The organism is Pseudomonas sp. MPDS, assembly GCF_013283895.1.
GTDB lineage: Bacteria > Pseudomonadota > Gammaproteobacteria > Pseudomonadales > Pseudomonadaceae > Aquipseudomonas > Aquipseudomonas rhizophila.
In genome coordinates, this window is sequence record NZ_CP054128.1 from 1,986,480 (window position 1) to 2,004,855 (window position 18,376).

Sequence of the window (18,376 nt, forward strand, 5' to 3'; positions counted from 1 at the left end):
CCATGAGCGCTTTAACCTTGAAAGTCGCCGTCAGCCTGACGGGGCAAGCCCTTGCCGCAGGCCGTGAAATCAGCGCTGCACCGCTGACCATTGCGGTCCTGGACAGCGGCGGCCATCTGATTGCCTTGCAACGCGAAGACGGCGCGAGCCTGCTTCGCCCTCAGATCGCTTTCGGTAAGGCTTGGGGCGCCATCGCCCTGGGCAAGGGCTCACGCTTGCTCGCCCAGGACGCCCAACAACGCCCGGCGTTCTTTGCCGCTTTGAATGGGTTGGGCCAAGGCAACGTCGTACCGGCCCCGGGTGGGGTGTTGATCAGGGATCAGGAGGGGAGGGTGCTGGGCGCCATTGGCATCAGTGGCGATACCTCGGATGTTGATGAGCAGGTTGCGATCAGGGCCGTGGAGGGAGTGGGGTTGATGGCGGATGCGGGGGTGGCTTGATTTTGTATTGACTGACCTATTGCTATCGCGAGCAGGCTCGCTCCCACAGGTGGACTTGGGCGGACACAATATGTATGGGCACCGCAAATCCCCTGTGGGAGCGAGCCTGCTCGCGATAGCCATCCAGCAGACACATCCAGCTAAAAGTTTGCCTCCTATCCAGGCATGCACAGATCTAGCCTTCTTCATGAGTCAATCATCAAAGGGGCAAGGAATGCCTGGTTCACCTGCTTCACATAGACTGCGCCTCGGTCGCTACGCCGAATCCAGTCGGGTCTATTTACTGACCACCAACACATTTGGCCGCATACCAATTTTTAAGGACGTTATCCTGGGTAGATTGGTCGTTGAGCAATTTCGAAAAGCTCAGGAGCAAGGCTGGGCCGACTCATTGGCTTGGGTGGTCATGCCTGATCATTTCCATTGGTTGATCGAGTTGCGAAGGGGATCTTTGAGTGAGTTGATGCAAAGGATCAAATCATTGAGTACCAAAGCTGTAAATCTGCGCCTGGGTAATAAAGTCAGCCTTTGGCAGCAAGGATTTCATGACCGCGCACTGCGGCGGGAAGACGAGTTGATCATAATGGCGCGCTATGTCGTCGCTAACCCGTTGCGGGCAGGTCTCGTGAAGCGGCTTGGCGATTATCCGCTGTGGGATGCCATTTGGCTTTGACTCGAAATCGAGTTGCCGCTATCGCGAGCAGGCTCGCTCCCACAAGGGATTTAGGTTGCTCGCAGAATCTACATTCACAGCAGAACCCTGTGGGGCGAGTCTGCGCGAGAAAGCCCGTTCCCACAGGGTTTATGTGATGGACACAAAATGTCTGAACACAGAAAATCCCCTGTGGGAGCGAGCCTGCTCGCGATGGCCGCGGCACGGTTCTGAGCCTAGCGATCCACCTCACACCCCTTCAACACCAACCGAATAATCGTCTGCGCCGCCGCTTCGTAATCCGCCTCATCCAGCTTCGCCTTGCCGGTCACGGCGCTGATCTGCCAGTCGAAATCGGCATAGGTCTGGGTGGCGGCCCAGATGCTGAACATCAGGTGGTTGGGGTCGATGGGGGCGATCTGGCCGCGGTCGATCCAGGTCTGGATGCAGTCGATGTTGTGCCGGGCCTGGGCGTTGAGTTGTTCCACCAGGTCGGCGCTCAGGTGCGGGGCGCCGTGCATGATTTCACTGGCGAAGACTTTTGAGGCGAAGGGCAGGTCGCGGGAGATGCGGATCTTGGAGCGGATGTAGTGGCTCAGCACTTCGCCGGGCACGCCGTCGGCGTTGAACGGGGTCGAGGCCTGGAGGATTGGCTCGATGATACTTTCCAGCACCTCGCGGTAGAGGTTTTCCTTGGATTTGAAATAGTAGTAGACGTTGGGTTTTGGCAGGCCCGCCTTGGCCGCGATATCGCTGGTTTTGGTCGCCGCGAAGCCCTTGTCGGCAAACTCTTCGCTGGCGGCACGCAGGATCAGTTCTTTGTTGCGCTCGCGGATAGTGCTCATAAACCCAGGGGTTCCTTGCCTGTTCTGGCGGTTGCGCATGGTAGCACCGGCCTCGCGAAGCGCTCAAGAATGCCCCGCGGCCACGTCGGGCGCGCTATGCTGCGCAGCATTATTGTTCAAGGAGTTCCTCCATGGCCGGAAGCAGTTTGCTGTTACTGATCGACGATATCGCCACAGTGCTCGACGATGTTGCATTGATGACCAAGATGGCCGCCAAGAAAACCGCCGGCGTGCTCGGCGATGACCTGGCGCTCAATGCCCAGCAGGTGTCAGGCGTGCGTGCCGAGCGGGAAATACCGGTGGTCTGGGCGGTGGCCAAGGGGTCGTTCATCAACAAACTGATCCTGGTGCCGTCGGCGTTGGCCATCAGCGCTTTCGTGCCCTGGCTGGTGACGCCACTGCTGATGGTGGGGGGCGCCTACCTGTGCTTCGAAGGGTTCGAGAAACTGGCCCACAAGTTCCTTCACAGCAAGGCGCAAGACCAGGCCGAGCATGCGCAACTGGTCGAGGCCGTGGCCAATCCGGCGGTCGATCTGGTGGCCTTCGAAAAGGACAAGATCAAAGGTGCGATACGCACCGACTTCATCCTCTCGGCGGAAATCATCGCCATCACCCTCGGCACCGTCGCTGATGCACCGCTGACCCAGCAGGTGATCGTGCTGTCGGGTATCGCCATCGTCATGACCGTCGGCGTCTATGGTTTGGTGGCCGGGATCGTCAAGCTCGATGACCTGGGGTTGTGGCTGACGCAGAAGCCGGGGCAACTGGCCAAGAGCGTCGGTGGCGCCATCCTGCGCGCCGCGCCCTACATGATGAAAGGCCTGTCGGTGATCGGCACGGCGGCGATGTTCCTGGTGGGCGGCGGCATCCTGACCCATGGCGTGCCGGTGGTGCATCACTGGATCGAAGGTGTGACGGCCAGTGCTGGCGGCGCCGGGTTCATCGTGCCGTTGCTGCTTAATGCGGTGGCCGGGATTGTGGCGGGGGCGCTGGTGTTGGCGGGAGTGATGGTGGTGGGCAAGGTCTGGAAAGCGCTGAAAAGCTGAATCTGACAACACATGACAACTGTGGGAGCGAGCCTGCTCGCGATAGCGGTCTACCAGCCAACATAAATGTTGAATGGCAGGCCCTCATCGCGAGCAGGCTCGCTCCCACAGTGGGTTTTGGGGTGGCCGGGAGTTACTCGGCAATCTGCAACTTGCGCGACTCGGTATACACGTAACGCACCTTCTCATATTCGAATGGCGAGTTCAGTTGGCCATAGCGGAAGCTGGTCTGGTGGCGCTTGTCCACGGCGCGCAGGAGCAGCAGTTCCGGGTGGTTGCCGCTGACTTCTGAAACGTTGAGGAAGTTGATCGCCGATTCAGCCGTGTAGTCCACCAGCAATCCCGAGGTGTCGCGAAGGTTCGAAGGGCCGAAGATCGGCAGTACGAAATACGCACCGCCGGGCACGCCATAGAAGCCCAGGGTCTGACCGAAGTCTTCGCTCTGGCGCGGCAGGCCCATGGCGGTGGCCGGGTCCCACAGGCCGGCGATGCCGACGGTGGTGTTGAGCAGCAGGCGTGCCGTGGTTTCCATCGAACGCTTGCCCTTGAATTGCAGCAGGCTGTTCATCAGGTTCGGCACGTCTCCCAGGTTATTGAAGAAGTTGCTCACCCCGGTGCGCAGGAAGCCTGGCGTGATGTAACGGTAACCATCGACGACTGGCAGGAAGACCCACTGATCGAATCGATAATTGAAGTGGTAAACGCGGCGGTTCCAGGACTCCAGCGGGTCATAGACGTTCAGGGCGTTGAGGGTCGAGCGTTCGAACTCGCGCTGGTCCAGCCCGGGGTTGAACTTGAGCTTGCTCAACGGTTCCTTGAAACCGTCGGAGTCCACCACCACAGGCGCGTTGGCCTTGCTGTTATCGGCGTGGACCATGCCAGCACTCATTAACGCGGCGATAAGCAGGAGATATTTAGCCACGGAAGAACTCCAGCATGGCGTCGCTGTTGACGCGGTAGTTTAGGTTGCCGCAGTGGCCGCCCAATGGGTAAACCGTCAGGCGGTCGCCAAAGGTCTTGCGCAAGAAGCCCAGATCGCCCGGGCCGAGGATGACGTCGTCGGCGTTGTGCATGACGGCAATCTTCGGACTGTCGTGCAGGTAATCCTTGAGCGCATAAAGGCTGACCTGATCGATCAGTTGCAACAGGCTGCCGCCGTCGGTGCGCGCGCGCCACATCGGAATCACCTGCTCGGTGAGATAGCAGTCGAAATCGCATTGCAACGCGCGCTTGAGGAACGGCGTCAGGCTGGTGCTTTCGGTAATCGGGAATTTGGGCGGGATGATCAGGCCGCGACGGTTGATCAGGTCCGAGGTGAATGCAATGTCGGCCGCCGAGAAGCGGAACGAAGTGCCGATCAGCATCGCCATCTGCTCGTTGGTCAGGTGCTGCTTGGACTGCTGGAAATCATAGAGCAGGGCATCGTTGAGATCGATGTAGCCTTTTTGCTGAAAGTAACGAGTCAGCTTGTTGAGCACCAATTCATAAAAAGTGGTGGTGTTGTTGATGCCCTTGACCTCGGTCTGGACCAGTTTGTCCAGGTTGGTGATCGAGGTGTAGAGGTTGACCGGCGGGTTGAGCAGCAGCACTTTCTTGAAGTTGAAGCTGCGTCGGGTTTCATCCAGATGCGCGACGAAAGCCGCGTCCAGGGCGCCGAGGCTGTAGCCGGTGAGGTAATACTCGGTCACGGGCAACTTGGGGTTTTGCGCCCGCACGGCCTGCATCACCCGGTACATGTCTTCGGCGTCTTCCTTGGTGATGCCGGGTGTGGCGAAGCGCGAAGCGGCACTCATGAAGTCAAAGCTGGTGGGCGACGACAGCTGCACCACGTGGTAACCCGCCTTGTAATAGAGGCGCTTGAGGTATTCGTTGAGGCTGCTGTCGTATCGCGCGCCGGTGCCGGCGATCAGGAAGATCAGCGGCGCGGGCTTGTCCTGGGTCGCCATGCGGTAGGTGAGGCTTTTCACCGGCCAGAAATTGTCTGGCAGGATGAACTCGCGTTCCGGGCGCAGGGTCAGGCTGTGGTCCGCCTGGTCGATATCTTCGATCGGGGGCAGTTCCGGGCGCAGGTCCGGTGGCGTAGTGGCGATGGTCGCCTCGAACGGGTTGGTCAAGGGGTAGCCATAGCTGGCGGCATCGATGTCCACCGCCAGCGCGGACGCACTCAGAATAAGGCCGCCGGCGAGGGCAGCGAAGCGCAAGGAATGGAGCATGACTGGATCCCTTAAAGGAAGATGCCGATTGAAGTTCGCAGGCTATGACCGCCGAAGTGAAGCCAAGTGCCATGATTGGCATAAAACAAGCACAAAACAGGCACAAACGGGGCGCGATAGTAGCGCGAAGATACACGTTCACGCGTGGTAGCGGCTAGTTATCTGGCGGTTTGCCGAATTCGGGCGTGACCGGCAGGAGAGCATTTTTGTTGGCCCGAATGGCGCAGGCAGGTAGCTGGCGTTCTGATGTCGTTTCTCGTTGCTTCAACGTCGCAGGCAGAGCAGGTTCCAGATCGGCGCAGGTTGATGATCAACGAGTCAGTACTCCACTGACGTTCGAACCGGTTTTGCAGGCGAGCGTGATGGGGGCGCTGTGCACCATAACAATACGTTGACGCCGCTCGGCATCCGTCGGGCGCAGCACTTTCGGGGAAGTAACGATGAGAATGCGACGACTCTTGGGCGCAGGTGCCGCACTGGTACTGGCGATCAGCTCCACACTGGCCAGCGCCGAAACCAAAACCCTGAGCATCGGTTATGTCGATGGCTGGTCCGACAGCGTCGCGACCACCCATGTGGCGGCCGAAGTCATCAAGCAGAAACTGGGCTATGACGTGAAGCTGCAAGCGGTTGCGACCGGGATCATGTGGCAAGGCGTAGCCACTGGCAAACTCGACGCGATGCTCTCGGCCTGGCTGCCGGTGACCCATGGCGACTACTGGACCAAGAACAAGGATCAGGTGGTCGACTACGGTCCGAACTTCAAGGATGCAAAAATCGGCCTGATCGTGCCGGAGTACGTCAAGGCCCAGTCCGTGGCCGACCTCAAGACCGATGACAGCTTCAAGAACCGCATTGTCGGTATCGACGCCGGTTCAGGTGTCATGATCAAGACCGAGCAGGCCATCAAGGATTACGACCTGACCGGGTATCAACTCAAGGCCAGTTCCGGCGCCGGCATGATTGCCGAGCTGACCCGTGCCGAGAAGAAAAAAGAATCCATCGCCGTCACCGGTTGGGTGCCGCACTGGATGTTCGCCAAGTGGAAACTGCGCTTCCTGGAAGACCCGAAAGGCGTTTACGGCGCGGCTGAAACCGTGAACAGCATCGGCAGCAAGGAGCTGGACACCAAGGCGCCGGAAGTGGTCGCGTTTCTGAAGAAGTTCCAGTGGAACTCGAAAGACGAAATCGGCGAGGTCATGCTGGCGATTCAGGAAGGCGCCAAGCCGGACGCCGCTGCCAAGGATTGGGTTGCCAAACACCCGGACCGCGTGAAGGAGTGGACCGGCAAGTAATCCGCCCGGTTTAACATCCTCGAAACCGCATGACGTGGCGTCATGCGGTTTTTTTATGCCTGCGTTTTTTAGCCTCGCCCACGTCCTTGTGGGAGCGAGCCTGCTCGCGATGACGACGGTACATTCGACAGGTGCACCCATAGACCCACCGCTATCGCGAGCAGGCTCGCTCCCACAAGGGGTAACGGTGCTCGTCATCAATCGATAAACGTCATGTCGTTCTAATACTAAGGTCGTCTGGAACCTGGCCTTCAGCCGCATAGAGTAGAGCTGTTCCAATTAAATCTGTGCTGCGAGGATAAAAACAATGAACGACAGCATTTACCTCTCGATTCAAAACAGCCCGCGCTTCAAGGAGCTGGTGAGAAAAAGAGAAAAGTTCGCCTGGATTCTCTCGGCGATCATGCTTGGGTTGTATTCAGGCTTCATTCTTCTGATTGCCTACGGGCCGCATGTTCTCGGGGCCAAGATTTCGCCCGAGTCCACCATTACCTGGGGTATCCCCATAGGTGTCGGCCTGATCGTCTCGGCCTTCGTCCTGACCGGCATCTACGTGCGACGCGCCAACGGTGAGTTCGACGATCTGAACAATGCGATTCTCAAGGAGGCTCAGCAATGATCCGGCGTCTAATGGCTCTGTTGAGCATCGCAGCTTTCGCACCGGGGGCCTGGGCGGCTGAAGCCCTGACCGGTGCCGTGCAGAAACAACCGCTTAACGTTTCGGCCATTGTCATGTTCGTGGCTTTCGTTGGCGCGACCTTGTGCATTACCTACTGGGCGTCCAAGCGCAACAACTCGGCAGCCGACTACTATGCTGCGGGCGGGCGGATCACCGGTTTCCAGAACGGCCTGGCGATTGCCGGTGACTACATGTCGGCCGCGTCCTTCCTGGGGATTTCCGCGCTGGTGTTCACGTCTGGCTACGACGGTCTGATCTACTCCATCGGCTTTTTGGTCGGCTGGCCGATCATTCTGTTCCTGATCGCCGAGCGCCTGCGTAACCTGGGTAAATACACCTTTGCCGACGTGGCGTCCTACCGCCTGGGGCAAACCCAGATCCGCACCTTGTCTGCCAGCGGCTCGCTGGTCGTGGTGGCGTTCTACCTGATCGCGCAGATGGTGGGTGCCGGTAAGCTGATCCAGCTGCTGTTCGGCCTGGATTATCACGTTGCGGTGATTCTGGTCGGTATCCTGATGTGCCTCTACGTGCTGTTCGGCGGCATGCTGGCCACTACCTGGGTACAGATCATCAAGGCGGTGCTGTTGCTGTCGGGCGCTTCGTTCATGGCGCTGATGGTCATGAAGCACGTCAACTTCGACTTCAACATGCTGTTCTCCGAGGCGGTCAAGGTTCACGCCAAGGGTGAAGCGATCATGAGCCCTGGTGGCCTGGTCAAGGATCCGATCTCGGCGTTCTCCCTGGGTCTGGCGCTGATGTTCGGTACCGCTGGCCTGCCGCACATTCTGATGCGCTTCTTCACCGTGAGTGACGCCAAGGAAGCTCGCAAGAGCGTGCTGTACGCCACTGGCTTCATCGGTTACTTCTACATCCTGACCTTCATCATCGGCTTCGGCGCGATCCTGCTGGTCAGCACCAACCCGGCCTTCAAGGACGCGGCAGGTGCCTTGCTGGGTGGCAACAACATGGCGGCGGTGCACCTGGCTGACGCGGTGGGTGGCAGCATCTTCCTGGGCTTCATCTCGGCCGTAGCCTTTGCCACCATCCTGGCGGTAGTGGCGGGTCTGACCCTGGCCGGTGCCTCGGCGGTGTCCCATGACCTGTATGCCAGTGTCGTCAAGAAAGGCAAAGCCAACGAGAAGGATGAGATCCGCGTGTCGAAGATCACCACCATCGCCCTGGCGGTGCTGGCGATCGGCCTGGGCATCCTGTTCGAGAAGCAGAACATCGCGTTCATGGTGGGCCTGGCGTTCTCCATCGCGGCAAGCTGCAACTTCCCGGTACTGCTGCTTTCGATGTACTGGAAGAAGCTGACCACCCGTGGCGCCATGATCGGCGGCTGGCTGGGCCTGGTCAGTGCGGTGGGCCTGATGGTGCTCGGTCCGACCATCTGGGTGCAGATCCTGGGTCACGAGAAGGCGATCTTCCCGTATGAATACCCTGCGCTGTTCTCGATGGCCATTGCCTTCGTCGGCATCTGGTTCTTCTCCGTCACCGACAAGTCGGCTGAAGGCGTGAACGAGCGTGCACTGTTCTTCCCGCAGTTTGTGCGTTCGCAGACTGGTCTGGGGGCGAGTGGGGCGGTTAACCATTGATGTAGCGAGAAGTGCTTGAAGAAATACCCCGGTCGAGAGGCTGGGGTATTAATGAGATGGTCACCCCCACACCTTGCGAGGGCTACGCTTTCGCAGGGTGTTTTGTTTTCGGAGGCCATCATTATGAGCGAGTCAGCGCTGATCGGGATCGATCTCGGTAAACACAGTTTCCACCTGCACGGCCAAGACAAATTGGGCCGAGAGGTGTTTCGCAAGAAGTTCTCGCGTCAACAGATGATGACGCTCTTCGGCAATCTGCCGGCCTGTACCGTGGTGATGGAAGCTTGTGCCGGGGCGCATTTCGTCGCTCGCCAGCTGATGGCCATGGGGCATGAAGCCAAACTGATTTCCCCGCAATTCGTCCGCCCCTTCGTCAAAGGCAACAAAAATGACTTCGTGGATGCCGAAGCCATTTGCGAGGCGGCTTCGCGTCCATCGATGCGCTTCGTTTCGCCTAAAACCGAGGCACAGCAGACGCTTTCCGTTCTGCATCGCCTGCGCGAGTCGCTGGTACGCGATCGCACCAAAACCGCCAATCAAATGCATGGTTTCCTACTGGAGTTCGGCATCAGCCTGCCCAAGGGCCTGGCGATCATGAAGCGGTTGGCGAGTATTTTGGCTGAGCATGAGTTGCCCGTTCGGTTGACAGTGCTGTTACAGCGCTTGCATGAGCATTTCTGTTATCTGGATGAACAGATCAAGGCGCTGGATAAAGAGCTGGCAAGCCAACTGGCCGACGATGATCTCGGCAGCCGCTTGCTGAGCTTGCCGTGTGTCGGGCCGATCACCGCCAGCCTGCTGGCTGTAGAGATGGGGGACGGCAGGCAGTACCGATGCAGCCGTGACTTCGCCGCCTCCGTGGGCTTGGTACCCAGGCAGTACAGCACCGGCGGCAGGGCTAATTTGCTGGGTATCAGCAAGCGCGGCGACAAGCACCTCAGGCAGTTGCTGGTTCAATGTGCTCGGGTCTATATGCAGAGGCTAGAACACCAGAAAGGGGCTCTGGCCGACTGGGTGCGCTCATTGCTTGGGCGACGACACTCGAACGTGGTGGCCTGCGCCCTGGCTAACAAGCTGGCGCGGATCGCGTGGGCGCTAGCGGCTCACCATACGCAATATGAAGCAGGGCCAGACGCGCTGAACGCCTGACCCTGCGGTTGTTGCAGTACCACGAATCACCCTTCAGGTTTTGCGATAGCTGAACAACGGATGACGTGAACGGCCCACCGGCCTGACGAAGAACCTGACATAAAAATCGGCTTCAGAAGCCGCGGCATTTTTCAGGATCGTCAGGCGCGACTCTCATCGTGGCGCGGGGCATGCCCTGGATCGACGCCGGATAGATTTAAGCAAGCCAACCACTTCACCCATTAATCAGTATTGCAAAAATGGGGGTGACCATAGATTTTTTGTGTTGGGTTTAAGGGGCGGCAGGCCGGCCGCCAATCGCGAGCAGGCTCGCTCCCACAGGGGAGTGCATTTCCATGTGGGAGCGAGCCTGCTCGCGATGGCGCCGGACCGGGCGAAGAAGATGGGGAGGGGCACAAACAAAACGGCCCCCGCTCTTATATAAGAAGCGGGGGCCGTTTCGGTGCAGCTTGGGACCTATCGCAAGGCAGGTCTTACTTGCGGTCTTCCAGCTGGGTGATGTCACGCGACTCGTAGCCGGTGTACAACTGGCGCGGGCGGCCGATCTTGTACGGGCTGGAGAGCATTTCTTTCCAGTGGGAGATCCAGCCCACGGTCCGCGCCAGGGCGAAGATCACGGTGAACATGCTGGTTGGAATGCCGATCGCCTTGAGGATGATCCCCGAGTAGAAGTCGACGTTCGGGTACAGCGAGCGCTCGATGAAGTACGGGTCGGTCAGGGCGATCTCTTCCAGGCGCATGGCCAGTTCGAGTTGCGGATCGTTCTTGATCCCCAGTTCCTTGAGCACTTCGTCGCAGGTCTGCTTCATGACGGTGGCGCGCGGGTCGCGGTTCTTGTAGACCCGGTGACCGAAGCCCATCAGCTTGAACGGATCGTTCTTGTCCTTGGCCTTGGCGATGAACTTGTCGATGTTCGAGACATCGCCGATTTCATCGAGCATGGTCAATACCGCTTCGTTGGCACCGCCGTGGGCTGGGCCCCAGAGTGCGGCGATACCGGCGGCGATACAGGCGAACGGGTTGGCACCCGAGGAGCCGGCCAGGCGCACGGTGGACGTGGAGGCGTTCTGCTCGTGGTCGGCGTGGAGGATGAAGATCCGGTCCATGGCCTTGGCGAGCACCGGGCTGATCGGTTTGATCTCGCACGGGGTGTTGAACATCATATGCAGGAAGTTTTCTGCATAAGTCAGGTCATTGCGCGGGTACATCATGGGCTGGCCCATGGAGTACTTGTAGACCATGGCTGCCAGGGTCGGCATCTTTGCCACCAGGCGGATCGCGGAGATTTCGCGATGCTGGGGGTTATTGATGTCCAGGGAGTCGTGGTAGAAGGCCGAGAGGGCGCCGACAACGCCGCACATGACGGCCATCGGGTGGGCATCGCGACGGAAGCCGTTGAAGAAGGTCTTCAACTGTTCGTGAACCATGGTGTGGTTCTTCACGGTGCTGACGAACTGGGCCTTTTGCTCTGCGGTTGGCAGCTCGCCGTTGAGCAGCAGGTAGCAGGTTTCCAGGTAGTCCGACTTTTCAGCCAGTTGTTCGATCGGGTAGCCGCGGTGCAGCAGGATGCCGTTGTCGCCGTCGATATAGGTGATTTTCGACTCGCACGAAGCGGTCGACATGAAACCCGGGTCAAAGGTGAAACGGCCCGTGGCCGTCAGGCCCCGTACGTCGATTACATCGGGACCAACGGTGCCGGTTAAAATGGGCAGCTCGACGGGGGCTGCGCCCTCGATGATCAACTGCGCTTTTTTGTCAGCCATGTGGCCTCCTATTAATGCTTGGAATCATCAGACAGACCCCCCACGCAGGGCCCGCACCACTATAGTGAGATAAATTCGAATGTCAATTTGCCTAAAGTCTTGCTCCAGAAGGCTTTAACCGGACTTTTTCCGCGAAATTGCCTGCCGTTTACGCCTTTTGCTTCATATGTGCAATGCGCTATTAGGGGAAGGTGAACGCGTTGTCATTAGTAGCCTAACTGTCTATACTCGGCCACCGACCGCCAGGGGCTTTTGGGCCTGCTTTCTTGGGGGTCGTCACTCCCTGGGTGGTGAGTACCTGACCAGTGCGCGCCCCAACAACTTTGCCCTGATTGTTAGGGGCTCTTCAGTGTGAAAAAAAGCCGTGAAAAGCCAACGACCTGTAAACCTAGACCTAAGGACCATCAAACTCCCAGTCACTGCTTACACGTCCATTCTTCACCGTATCTCCGGTGTCATTCTCTTCGTCAGCCTGGCCATCATGCTTTATGCATTGGACAAGTCGCTCGACTCGGAAGAAGGCTTCGGTCAGGTGAAAGCGTGTCTGACCAGTCCGCTAGCCAAGCTAGTGATTTGGGGCATCCTGTCCGCCTTGCTGTATCACTTGGTTGCCGGTGTGCGCCACTTGATCATGGACATGGGCATCGGTGAGACGCTGGAAGGCGGCAAGCTGGGCTCGAAAATCGTTATCGCCGTTTCCGTGGTGGTAATCGTTCTGGCAGGAGTCTGGATATGGTAACCAACGTCACGAACCTTTCCCGTTCGGGCCTCTATGACTGGATGGCGCAGCGTGTGTCTGCGGTCGTTCTCGCGGCTTACTTCATTTTCCTGATCGGATATGTCGTAGCAAACCCTGGCCTTGGCTATGCCCAATGGCACGAACTGTTCGCAAACAACTGGATGCGTATCTTCAGTCTGCTGTCGCTTGTCGCACTGGGCGCTCACGCCTGGGTCGGCATGTGGACCATCGCGACCGACTACCTGACGCCGATGGCGTTCGGCAAGTCGGCGACTGCCGTACGTTTCCTCTTCCAGGCAGTATGCGGCGTCGCGATGTTTGCGTACTTCGTCTGGGGTGTGCAGATTCTTTGGGGTATCTGATTCATGGCTAACATTCCTACGATTTCTTTCGACGCCATCATTATTGGTGGCGGCGGTGCCGGCATGCGCGCTGCGCTGCAACTGGCACAGGGCGGTCACAAGACTGCCGTGATCACCAAGGTTTTTCCGACCCGTTCGCACACTGTTTCCGCCCAGGGCGGCATCACCTGTGCCATCGCTTCGGCTGACCCGAACGATGACTGGCGCTGGCACATGTACGATACCGTCAAGGGTTCCGACTACATCGGTGACCAGGACGCTATCGAATACATGTGTCAGGAAGGTCCGGCTGCGGTTTTCGAATTGGACCACATGGGCCTGCCGTTCTCGCGTACCGAAACCGGCCGTATCTACCAGCGTCCGTTCGGCGGTCAGTCCAAGGACTACGGCAAGGGCGGCCAGGCTGCGCGTACTTGCGCGGCGTCCGACCGTACCGGTCACGCACTGTTGCACACCCTTTATCAGGGCAACCTGAAAGCCGGTACCACGTTCCTGAACGAGTACTACGCCGTTGACCTGGTGAAAAACCAGGATGGCGCTTTCGTCGGTGTGATCGCGATCTGCATCGAAACCGGCGAAACCACCTACATCCGCGCCAAGGCTACCGTGTTGGCGACTGGCGGTGCCGGCCGTATCTACGCGTCCACCACCAACGCCCTGATCAACACCGGTGACGGTGTCGGCATGGCGCTGCGTGCTGGCGTGCCGGTACAAGACATCGAAATGTGGCAGTTCCACCCGACCGGCATCGCCGGCGCCGGTGTACTGGTCACCGAAGGTTGCCGCGGTGAAGGCGGTTACCTGATCAACAAGCACGGCGAGCGTTTCATGGAGCGTTATGCTCCGAACGCCAAAGACCTTGCCGGTCGCGACGTAGTTGCCCGTTCGATGGTGAAAGAAATCATCGCCGGCAACGGTTGCGGTCCGAATGGCGACCACGTGATGCTCAAGCTCGACCACCTGGGCGAGGAAGTGCTGCACAGCCGTCTGCCAGGCATTTGCGAACTGTCGAAGACCTTCGCTCACGTCGACCCTGTCGTTGCGCCGGTTCCAGTAGTTCCAACCTGCCACTATATGATGGGCGGCGTTGCCACCAACATTCACGGCCAGGCGATCACCCAGAACGCCGAAGGCGTGGACGAAATCATCCCTGGCCTGTTCGCAGTGGGTGAAGTGGCTTGCGTATCGGTTCACGGTGCCAACCGTCTGGGCGGCAACTCGCTGCTCGACCTGGTGGTATTCGGTCGCGCTGCCGGCCTGCACCTGGAAAAAGCGCTGACCGAGGGTATCGAGTATGACGATGCCACCGACGCCAACATCGAAGCCGCCCTGGCGCGTCTGTCCGCTCTGAATGAGCGTACCGAAGGCGAAGACGTGGCGACCCTGCGTCGCGAGCTGCAAAACTGCATGCAAAACTACTTCGGTGTGTTCCGTACCGGCGAGTACATGCAGAAGGGTATCGCTCAGCTGGCTCAATTGCGTGAACGAATCGCCAACGTGAAGATCAACGATAAGTCGCAGGCGTTTAACACTGCACGTATCGAAGCGCTGGAACTGCAGAACCTGCTGGAAGTGGCCGAAGCCACCGCCATCGCGGCAGAAGTGCGCAAAGAGTCCCGTGGTGCCCATGCCCGCGAAGACTTTGAAGACCGTGATGACGAAAACTGGTTGTGCCACACCTTGTTCTTCCCGGGTGAAAAACGTGTCGCCAAGCGTGCGGTGAACTTCTCGCCGAAGACCGTTCCGACGTTTGAACCCAAGATCCGGACTTACTAAGGGTGGCCGCCATGTTGCAAGTCAGTGTTTATCGCTACAACCCTGATCAGGACGCCGCGCCGTTCATGCAGGATTTCCAGGTCGATACCGGTGGTAAAGACCTGATGGTGCTGGACGTGCTGGCCCTGATCAAAGAGCAGGACGAAGGTTTTTCCTACCGTCGTTCCTGCCGCGAGGGCGTTTGCGGCTCCGACGGCATGAACATCAACGGCAAGAACGGCCTGGCGTGCATCACGCCGCTGTCCGCCGTGGTCAAGGGCAACAAGCTGATCGTTCGTCCGCTGCCAGGTTTGCCGGTTATTCGTGACCTGGTCGTCGATATGAGCATCTTCTACAAGCAATACGAGAAGGTGAAGCCATTCCTGCAGAACGATTCGCCGGCTCCGGCCATCGAACGTCTGCAGTCCCCGGAAGAGCGTGAAAAGCTCGACGGTCTGTACGAGTGCATCCTGTGCGCCTGCTGCTCGACCTCGTGCCCATCCTTCTGGTGGAACCCGGACAAATTCCTGGGCCCGGCCGCTCTGCTGCAAGCGTATCGCTTCCTGGCAGACAGCCGCGACACCAAGACGTCCGAGCGTCTGGCTGCACTGGATGACCCGTTCAGCGTATTCCGCTGCCGCGGGATCATGAACTGCGTCAACGTCTGCCCGAAAGGCCTGAACCCGACTAAGGCCATCGGTCACGTACGTAACATGCTGCTGCAAAGCGGCGTGTGATTCAGCTGCTGTACCCGTAGAACCGCTGTACCCGTACAGGTCGGGGCGTGGGCTTCAACCCGCGTCCTGGCTATAACCAGAACCGCCGCTCACAAAGCGGCAGTTCTTATTTTGAAGAAATGAGACAAGCAGGGGCATCCGGGCTGGTACCCGGACTATCAGCGTGATCCTAAGTGGCTTGTTTTGGTCGCTGCATTCGGACTTCTGCAAGTTTGCTCGGTGTTTTCGCCGATGGTGTTCCCCAAATCGAGGGTGACCAAGCATGCAAGAAAGCGTGATGCAGCGCATGTGGAACAGTGCCCACCTCTCCGGTGGTAACGCTGCCTATGTGGAAGAGCTCTACGAGCTCTACCTGCACGACCCTAACGCTGTGCCAGAAGAGTGGCGCACCTACTTTCAGAAGTTGCCGGCTGACGGTAACTCTGCCACTGATGTTTCGCACTCGACAATTCGCGATCATTTCGTGCTGCTGGCAAAGAACCAGCGCCGCGCTCAACCGGTGTCTGCCGGCAGCGTGAGCAGTGAGCACGAGAAGAAGCAAGTTGAAGTGCTGCGACTGATCCAGGCCTACCGGATGCGCGGCCACCAGGCAGCCCAGCTGGACCCGCTGGGGCTGTGGCAGCGTCCTGCACCTGCAGACCTGTCGATCACTCATTACGGCTTGACCAATGCCGATCTTGATACGACCTTCCGTGCCGGCGACCTGTTCATCGGCAAAGAGGAAGCGAGCCTACGCGAAATTCACGAAGCGTTGCAGCAGACATATTGCCGCACCATCGGTGCCGAATTTACGCACATCGTCGATTCCGAGCAGCGCCAGTGGTTCCAGCAGCGTCTGGAAAGCGTTCGTGGCCGTCCGACCTTCTCCGCTGACGTCAAGAGCCACTTGCTCGAGCGCGTCACTGCCGCCGAAGGCCTGGAAAAGTACCTGGGCACCAAATACCCGGGCACCAAGCGTTTCGGCCTGGAAGGTGGCGAAAGCCTGATCCCGCTGCTGGACGAACTGATCCAGCGCTCCGGTTCCTACGGCACCAAGGAAGTCGTCATCGGCATGGCCCACCGCGGCCGTCTGAACGTGCTGGTCAACACCTTCGGCAAGAACCCGCGCGAGCTGTTCGACGAGTTCGAAGGCAAGAAGAAGGTCGAGCTGGGCTCCGGTGACGTCAAGTATCACCAGGGTTTCTCGTCCAACGTGATGACCACCGGTGGCGAAGTTCACCTGGCGATGGCCTTCAACCCGTCCCACCTGGAAATCGTTTCTCCGGTGGTCGAGGGTTCGGTCCGTGCCCGTCAGGATCGTCGCAACGACCCGACTGGCGAAAAAGTCCTGCCGATTTCCATCCACGGTGACGCTGCATTCGCAGGTCAGGGCGTGGTCATGGAAACCTTCCAGATGTCGCAGACTCGCGGCTTCAAGACCGGCGGTACCATTCACCTGGTGATCAACAACCAGGTCGGCTTCACCATCAGCAACCCGGAAGACTCGCGTTCCACCGAGTACTGCACCGACGTTGCGAAGATGATCCAGGCACCGATTCTCCATGTGAATGGCGATGACCCGGAAGCCGTGCTGTTCGTGACCCAGTTGGCCATTGACTACCGCATGCAGTACAAGCGTGACGTGGTGATCGACCTGGTCTGCTACCGTCGTCGCGGCCACAACGAGGCCGACGAGCCAAGCGGCACCCAGCCTCTGATGTACCAGCAGATCGCCAAGCAGCGCACCACCCGTGAGCTGTATGCCGAGCGCCTGACCCAGAGCGGTGTGCTGGACGCTGAGCGCGTCCAGGAAAAAGTCGATGAATATCGCAATGCCCTGGACAATGGCCTGCATGTTGTAAAAAGCCTGGTCAAAGAGCCGAACAAAGAGCTGTTCGTGGACTGGCGCCCGTACCTGGGTCATGCCTGGACCGCTCGTCACGACACCCGTTTTGATCTCAAGACCTTGCAGGAACTGTCCGCCAAGCTGCTGGAAATTCCGGAAGGCTTCGTGGTCCAGCGTCAGGTCGCGAAAATCTACGAAGACCGGCAGAAGATGCAAGCCGGCGGCCTGCCGATCAACTGGGGTTATGCCGAAACCATGGCATACGCGACCCTGGCGTTCGAAGGTCACCCTGTGCGCATCACCGGCCAGGACGTAGGCCGCGGCACTTTCTCGCACCGTCACGCGGCGCTGCACAACCAGAAAGACGCCAGCACCTACATCCCGCTGCAACACCTGTACAAAGGCCAGCCACGTTTCGACCTGTACGACTCGCTGCTGTCCGAAGAAGCCGTCCTGGCGTTCGAATATGGCTACTCCACCACCGAGCCGAATGCGCTGGTGATCTGGGAAGCCCAGTTCGGCGACTTCGCCAACGGTGCCCAGGTGGTTGTCGACCAGTTCATCACCAGCGGCGAGCACAAGTGGGGCCGTCTCTGCGGTCTGACCATGCTGTTGCCACACGGTTATGAAGGGCAGGGGCCGGAGCACTCTTCGGCACGTCTGGAGCGTTACCTGCAGCTGTGCGCCGAGCACAACATCCAGGTGTGCGTACCGACGACCCCGGCTCAGATCTACCACTTGCTGCGCCGTCAGGTGATTCGCCCGCTGCGCAAGCCGCTTGTAGTGCTGACACCGAAGTCATTGCTGCGTCACAAGCTGGCGATCTCGACTCTGGAAGATCTGGCCGAAGGCTCGTTCCAGACCGTTATCCCGGAAATCGACGCTCAGGATCCGGCCAACGTCGGTCGCGTGGTTCTGTGCAGCGGCAAGGTCTATTACGACTTGCTGGAAAAACGCCGTGCCGAAGGCCGTGACGATATCGCCATCGTGCGTCTCGAGCAGCTGTACCCGTTCCCGGAGGACGACCTGGTCGAAATCCTGGCTCCGTACAAAAACCTGAAGCACATCGTCTGGTGCCAGGAAGAGCCGATGAACCAGGGTGCGTGGTACTGCAGTCAACATCACATGCGCCGCATCATCAGCGCTCACGACAAGTCGCTCGTACTTGAGTACGCCGGCCGTGACGCTTCTGCTGCACCTGCTTGTGGTTATGCATCGATGCACGCCGAGCAGCAGGAACAACTGCTGCAAGATGCCTTTACCGTTTAATGCCTTCGCGCA

16 protein-coding genes are annotated in these 18,376 nt (G+C 59.0%); 12 read left to right on the plus strand and 4 right to left on the minus strand.

All coding sequences use genetic code 11. The features are described from left to right. Positions 1-2 precede the first annotated feature (2 nt). A complete protein-coding gene (locus HQ912_RS08700; RefSeq protein ID WP_173406678.1) occupies positions 3-440 on the plus strand; it encodes a GlcG/HbpS family heme-binding protein in 438 nt (145 codons plus the stop codon). 214 nt (positions 441-654) lie between these two features. Then, a complete protein-coding gene (locus HQ912_RS08705; RefSeq protein ID WP_047229658.1) occupies positions 655-1,113 on the plus strand; it encodes an REP-associated tyrosine transposase in 459 nt (152 codons plus the stop codon). Positions 1,114-1,328: 215 nt separating this feature from the next. Here HQ912_RS08705 and HQ912_RS08710 read toward each other — a convergent pair whose 3' ends face one another. Next, complete coding sequence (locus tag HQ912_RS08710; protein ID WP_047229604.1) at positions 1,329-1,937, minus strand: TetR/AcrR family transcriptional regulator; 609 nt, start codon at positions 1,935-1,937, stop codon at positions 1,329-1,331. A gap of 131 nt (positions 1,938-2,068) precedes the next feature. Here HQ912_RS08710 and HQ912_RS08715 point away from each other — a divergent pair, with 131 nt between their 5' ends. Beyond that, positions 2,069-2,983, plus strand: a complete 915-nt coding sequence (locus HQ912_RS08715) for a DUF808 domain-containing protein (protein ID WP_047229603.1) — start codon at positions 2,069-2,071, stop codon at positions 2,981-2,983. Positions 2,984-3,116: 133 nt separating this feature from the next. On the opposite strand, the gene HQ912_RS08720 is transcribed toward HQ912_RS08715, so the two are convergent. Both HQ912_RS08720 and HQ912_RS08725 read right to left on the minus strand, forming a co-directional pair. After that, positions 3,117-3,905: a VacJ family lipoprotein gene (locus tag HQ912_RS08720; protein WP_076383809.1), complete on the minus strand. Its 789-nt coding sequence runs from the start codon at positions 3,903-3,905 to the stop codon at positions 3,117-3,119. Next, positions 3,898-5,196 (minus strand): serine/threonine protein kinase, encoded by a 1,299-nt coding sequence (locus HQ912_RS08725; RefSeq protein WP_160893106.1) that lies wholly within the window; start codon positions 5,194-5,196, stop codon positions 3,898-3,900. Before HQ912_RS08725 ends, HQ912_RS08720 begins: the two co-directional genes overlap by 8 nt. Before the next feature lie 440 nt (positions 5,197-5,636). Here HQ912_RS08725 and HQ912_RS08730 point away from each other — a divergent pair, with 440 nt between their 5' ends. The 4 genes from HQ912_RS08730 (at position 5,637) to HQ912_RS08745 (ending at position 9,914) form a co-directional block, all read left to right on the plus strand. Beyond that, complete coding sequence (locus HQ912_RS08730) at positions 5,637-6,491, plus strand: glycine betaine ABC transporter substrate-binding protein (protein ID WP_076383810.1); 855 nt, start codon at positions 5,637-5,639, stop codon at positions 6,489-6,491. Positions 6,492-6,798: 307 nt separating this feature from the next. Further along, positions 6,799-7,110, plus strand: a complete 312-nt coding sequence (locus tag HQ912_RS08735; protein ID WP_173406679.1) for a DUF485 domain-containing protein — start codon at positions 6,799-6,801, stop codon at positions 7,108-7,110. Beyond that, positions 7,107-8,765 (plus strand): cation acetate symporter, encoded by a 1,659-nt coding sequence (locus HQ912_RS08740; protein ID WP_047229598.1) that lies wholly within the window; start codon positions 7,107-7,109, stop codon positions 8,763-8,765. Before HQ912_RS08735 ends, HQ912_RS08740 begins: the two co-directional genes overlap by 4 nt. 123 nt (positions 8,766-8,888) lie before the next feature. Beyond that, positions 8,889-9,914 (plus strand): IS110 family transposase, encoded by a 1,026-nt coding sequence (locus tag HQ912_RS08745; RefSeq protein WP_047230568.1) that lies wholly within the window; start codon positions 8,889-8,891, stop codon positions 9,912-9,914. A 473-nt stretch (positions 9,915-10,387) separates the two neighbouring features. Here the strand turns inward: HQ912_RS08745 and gltA are convergent, their stop codons facing one another. Beyond that, complete coding sequence (gene gltA / locus HQ912_RS08750) at positions 10,388-11,677, minus strand: citrate synthase (RefSeq protein WP_003204440.1); 1,290 nt, start codon at positions 11,675-11,677, stop codon at positions 10,388-10,390. A gap of 364 nt (positions 11,678-12,041) precedes the next feature. Here gltA and sdhC point away from each other — a divergent pair, with 364 nt between their 5' ends. The 5 genes from sdhC (at position 12,042) to HQ912_RS08775 (ending at position 18,364) form a co-directional block, all read left to right on the plus strand. Then, positions 12,042-12,416 carry a succinate dehydrogenase, cytochrome b556 subunit gene (gene sdhC / locus HQ912_RS08755; protein ID WP_024780620.1) on the plus strand — a complete coding sequence of 125 codons (375 nt, stop codon included), beginning with the start codon at positions 12,042-12,044 and terminating at the stop codon, positions 12,414-12,416. Continuing rightward, a complete protein-coding gene (sdhD, locus tag HQ912_RS08760; RefSeq protein WP_047230490.1) occupies positions 12,410-12,778 on the plus strand; it encodes a succinate dehydrogenase, hydrophobic membrane anchor protein in 369 nt (122 codons plus the stop codon). Before sdhC ends, sdhD begins: the two co-directional genes overlap by 7 nt. Before the next feature lie 3 nt (positions 12,779-12,781). After that, positions 12,782-14,554 carry a succinate dehydrogenase flavoprotein subunit gene (gene sdhA, locus HQ912_RS08765; protein ID WP_047230489.1) on the plus strand — a complete coding sequence of 591 codons (1,773 nt, stop codon included), beginning with the start codon at positions 12,782-12,784 and terminating at the stop codon, positions 14,552-14,554. Between the two features lie 11 nt (positions 14,555-14,565). Beyond that, a complete protein-coding gene (locus tag HQ912_RS08770; protein ID WP_047230491.1) occupies positions 14,566-15,270 on the plus strand; it encodes a succinate dehydrogenase iron-sulfur subunit in 705 nt (234 codons plus the stop codon). Positions 15,271-15,532: 262 nt separating this feature from the next. Further along, positions 15,533-18,364: a 2-oxoglutarate dehydrogenase E1 component gene (locus HQ912_RS08775; RefSeq protein ID WP_047230488.1), complete on the plus strand. Its 2,832-nt coding sequence runs from the start codon at positions 15,533-15,535 to the stop codon at positions 18,362-18,364. Positions 18,365-18,376 lie beyond the last annotated feature (12 nt).

Excerpts from the sequence above, each read along its gene's own strand:
- sdhA (WP_047230489.1), top strand. The coding sequence starts at position 12,782 with ATGGCTAACATTCCTACGATTTCTTTCGACGCCATCATTATTGGTGGC.
- HQ912_RS08725 (WP_160893106.1), bottom strand. The coding sequence starts at position 5,196 with ATGCTCCATTCCTTGCGCTTCGCTGCCCTCGCCGGCGGCCTTATTCTG.
- HQ912_RS08700 (WP_173406678.1), top strand. The coding sequence starts at position 3 with ATGAGCGCTTTAACCTTGAAAGTCGCCGTCAGCCTGACGGGGCAAGCC.
- HQ912_RS08710 (WP_047229604.1), bottom strand. The coding sequence starts at position 1,937 with ATGAGCACTATCCGCGAGCGCAACAAAGAACTGATCCTGCGTGCCGCC.
- gltA (WP_003204440.1), bottom strand. The coding sequence starts at position 11,677 with ATGGCTGACAAAAAAGCGCAGTTGATCATCGAGGGCGCAGCCCCCGTC.
- HQ912_RS08770 (WP_047230491.1), top strand. The coding sequence starts at position 14,566 with ATGTTGCAAGTCAGTGTTTATCGCTACAACCCTGATCAGGACGCCGCG.
- HQ912_RS08735 (WP_173406679.1), top strand. The coding sequence starts at position 6,799 with ATGAACGACAGCATTTACCTCTCGATTCAAAACAGCCCGCGCTTCAAG.
- HQ912_RS08745 (WP_047230568.1), top strand. The coding sequence starts at position 8,889 with ATGAGCGAGTCAGCGCTGATCGGGATCGATCTCGGTAAACACAGTTTC.
- HQ912_RS08775 (WP_047230488.1), top strand. The coding sequence starts at position 15,533 with ATGCAAGAAAGCGTGATGCAGCGCATGTGGAACAGTGCCCACCTCTCC.
- sdhD (WP_047230490.1), top strand. The coding sequence starts at position 12,410 with ATGGTAACCAACGTCACGAACCTTTCCCGTTCGGGCCTCTATGACTGG.
- HQ912_RS08705 (WP_047229658.1), top strand. The coding sequence starts at position 655 with ATGCCTGGTTCACCTGCTTCACATAGACTGCGCCTCGGTCGCTACGCC.
- HQ912_RS08730 (WP_076383810.1), top strand. The coding sequence starts at position 5,637 with ATGAGAATGCGACGACTCTTGGGCGCAGGTGCCGCACTGGTACTGGCG.
- HQ912_RS08740 (WP_047229598.1), top strand. The coding sequence starts at position 7,107 with ATGATCCGGCGTCTAATGGCTCTGTTGAGCATCGCAGCTTTCGCACCG.
- HQ912_RS08715 (WP_047229603.1), top strand. The coding sequence starts at position 2,069 with ATGGCCGGAAGCAGTTTGCTGTTACTGATCGACGATATCGCCACAGTG.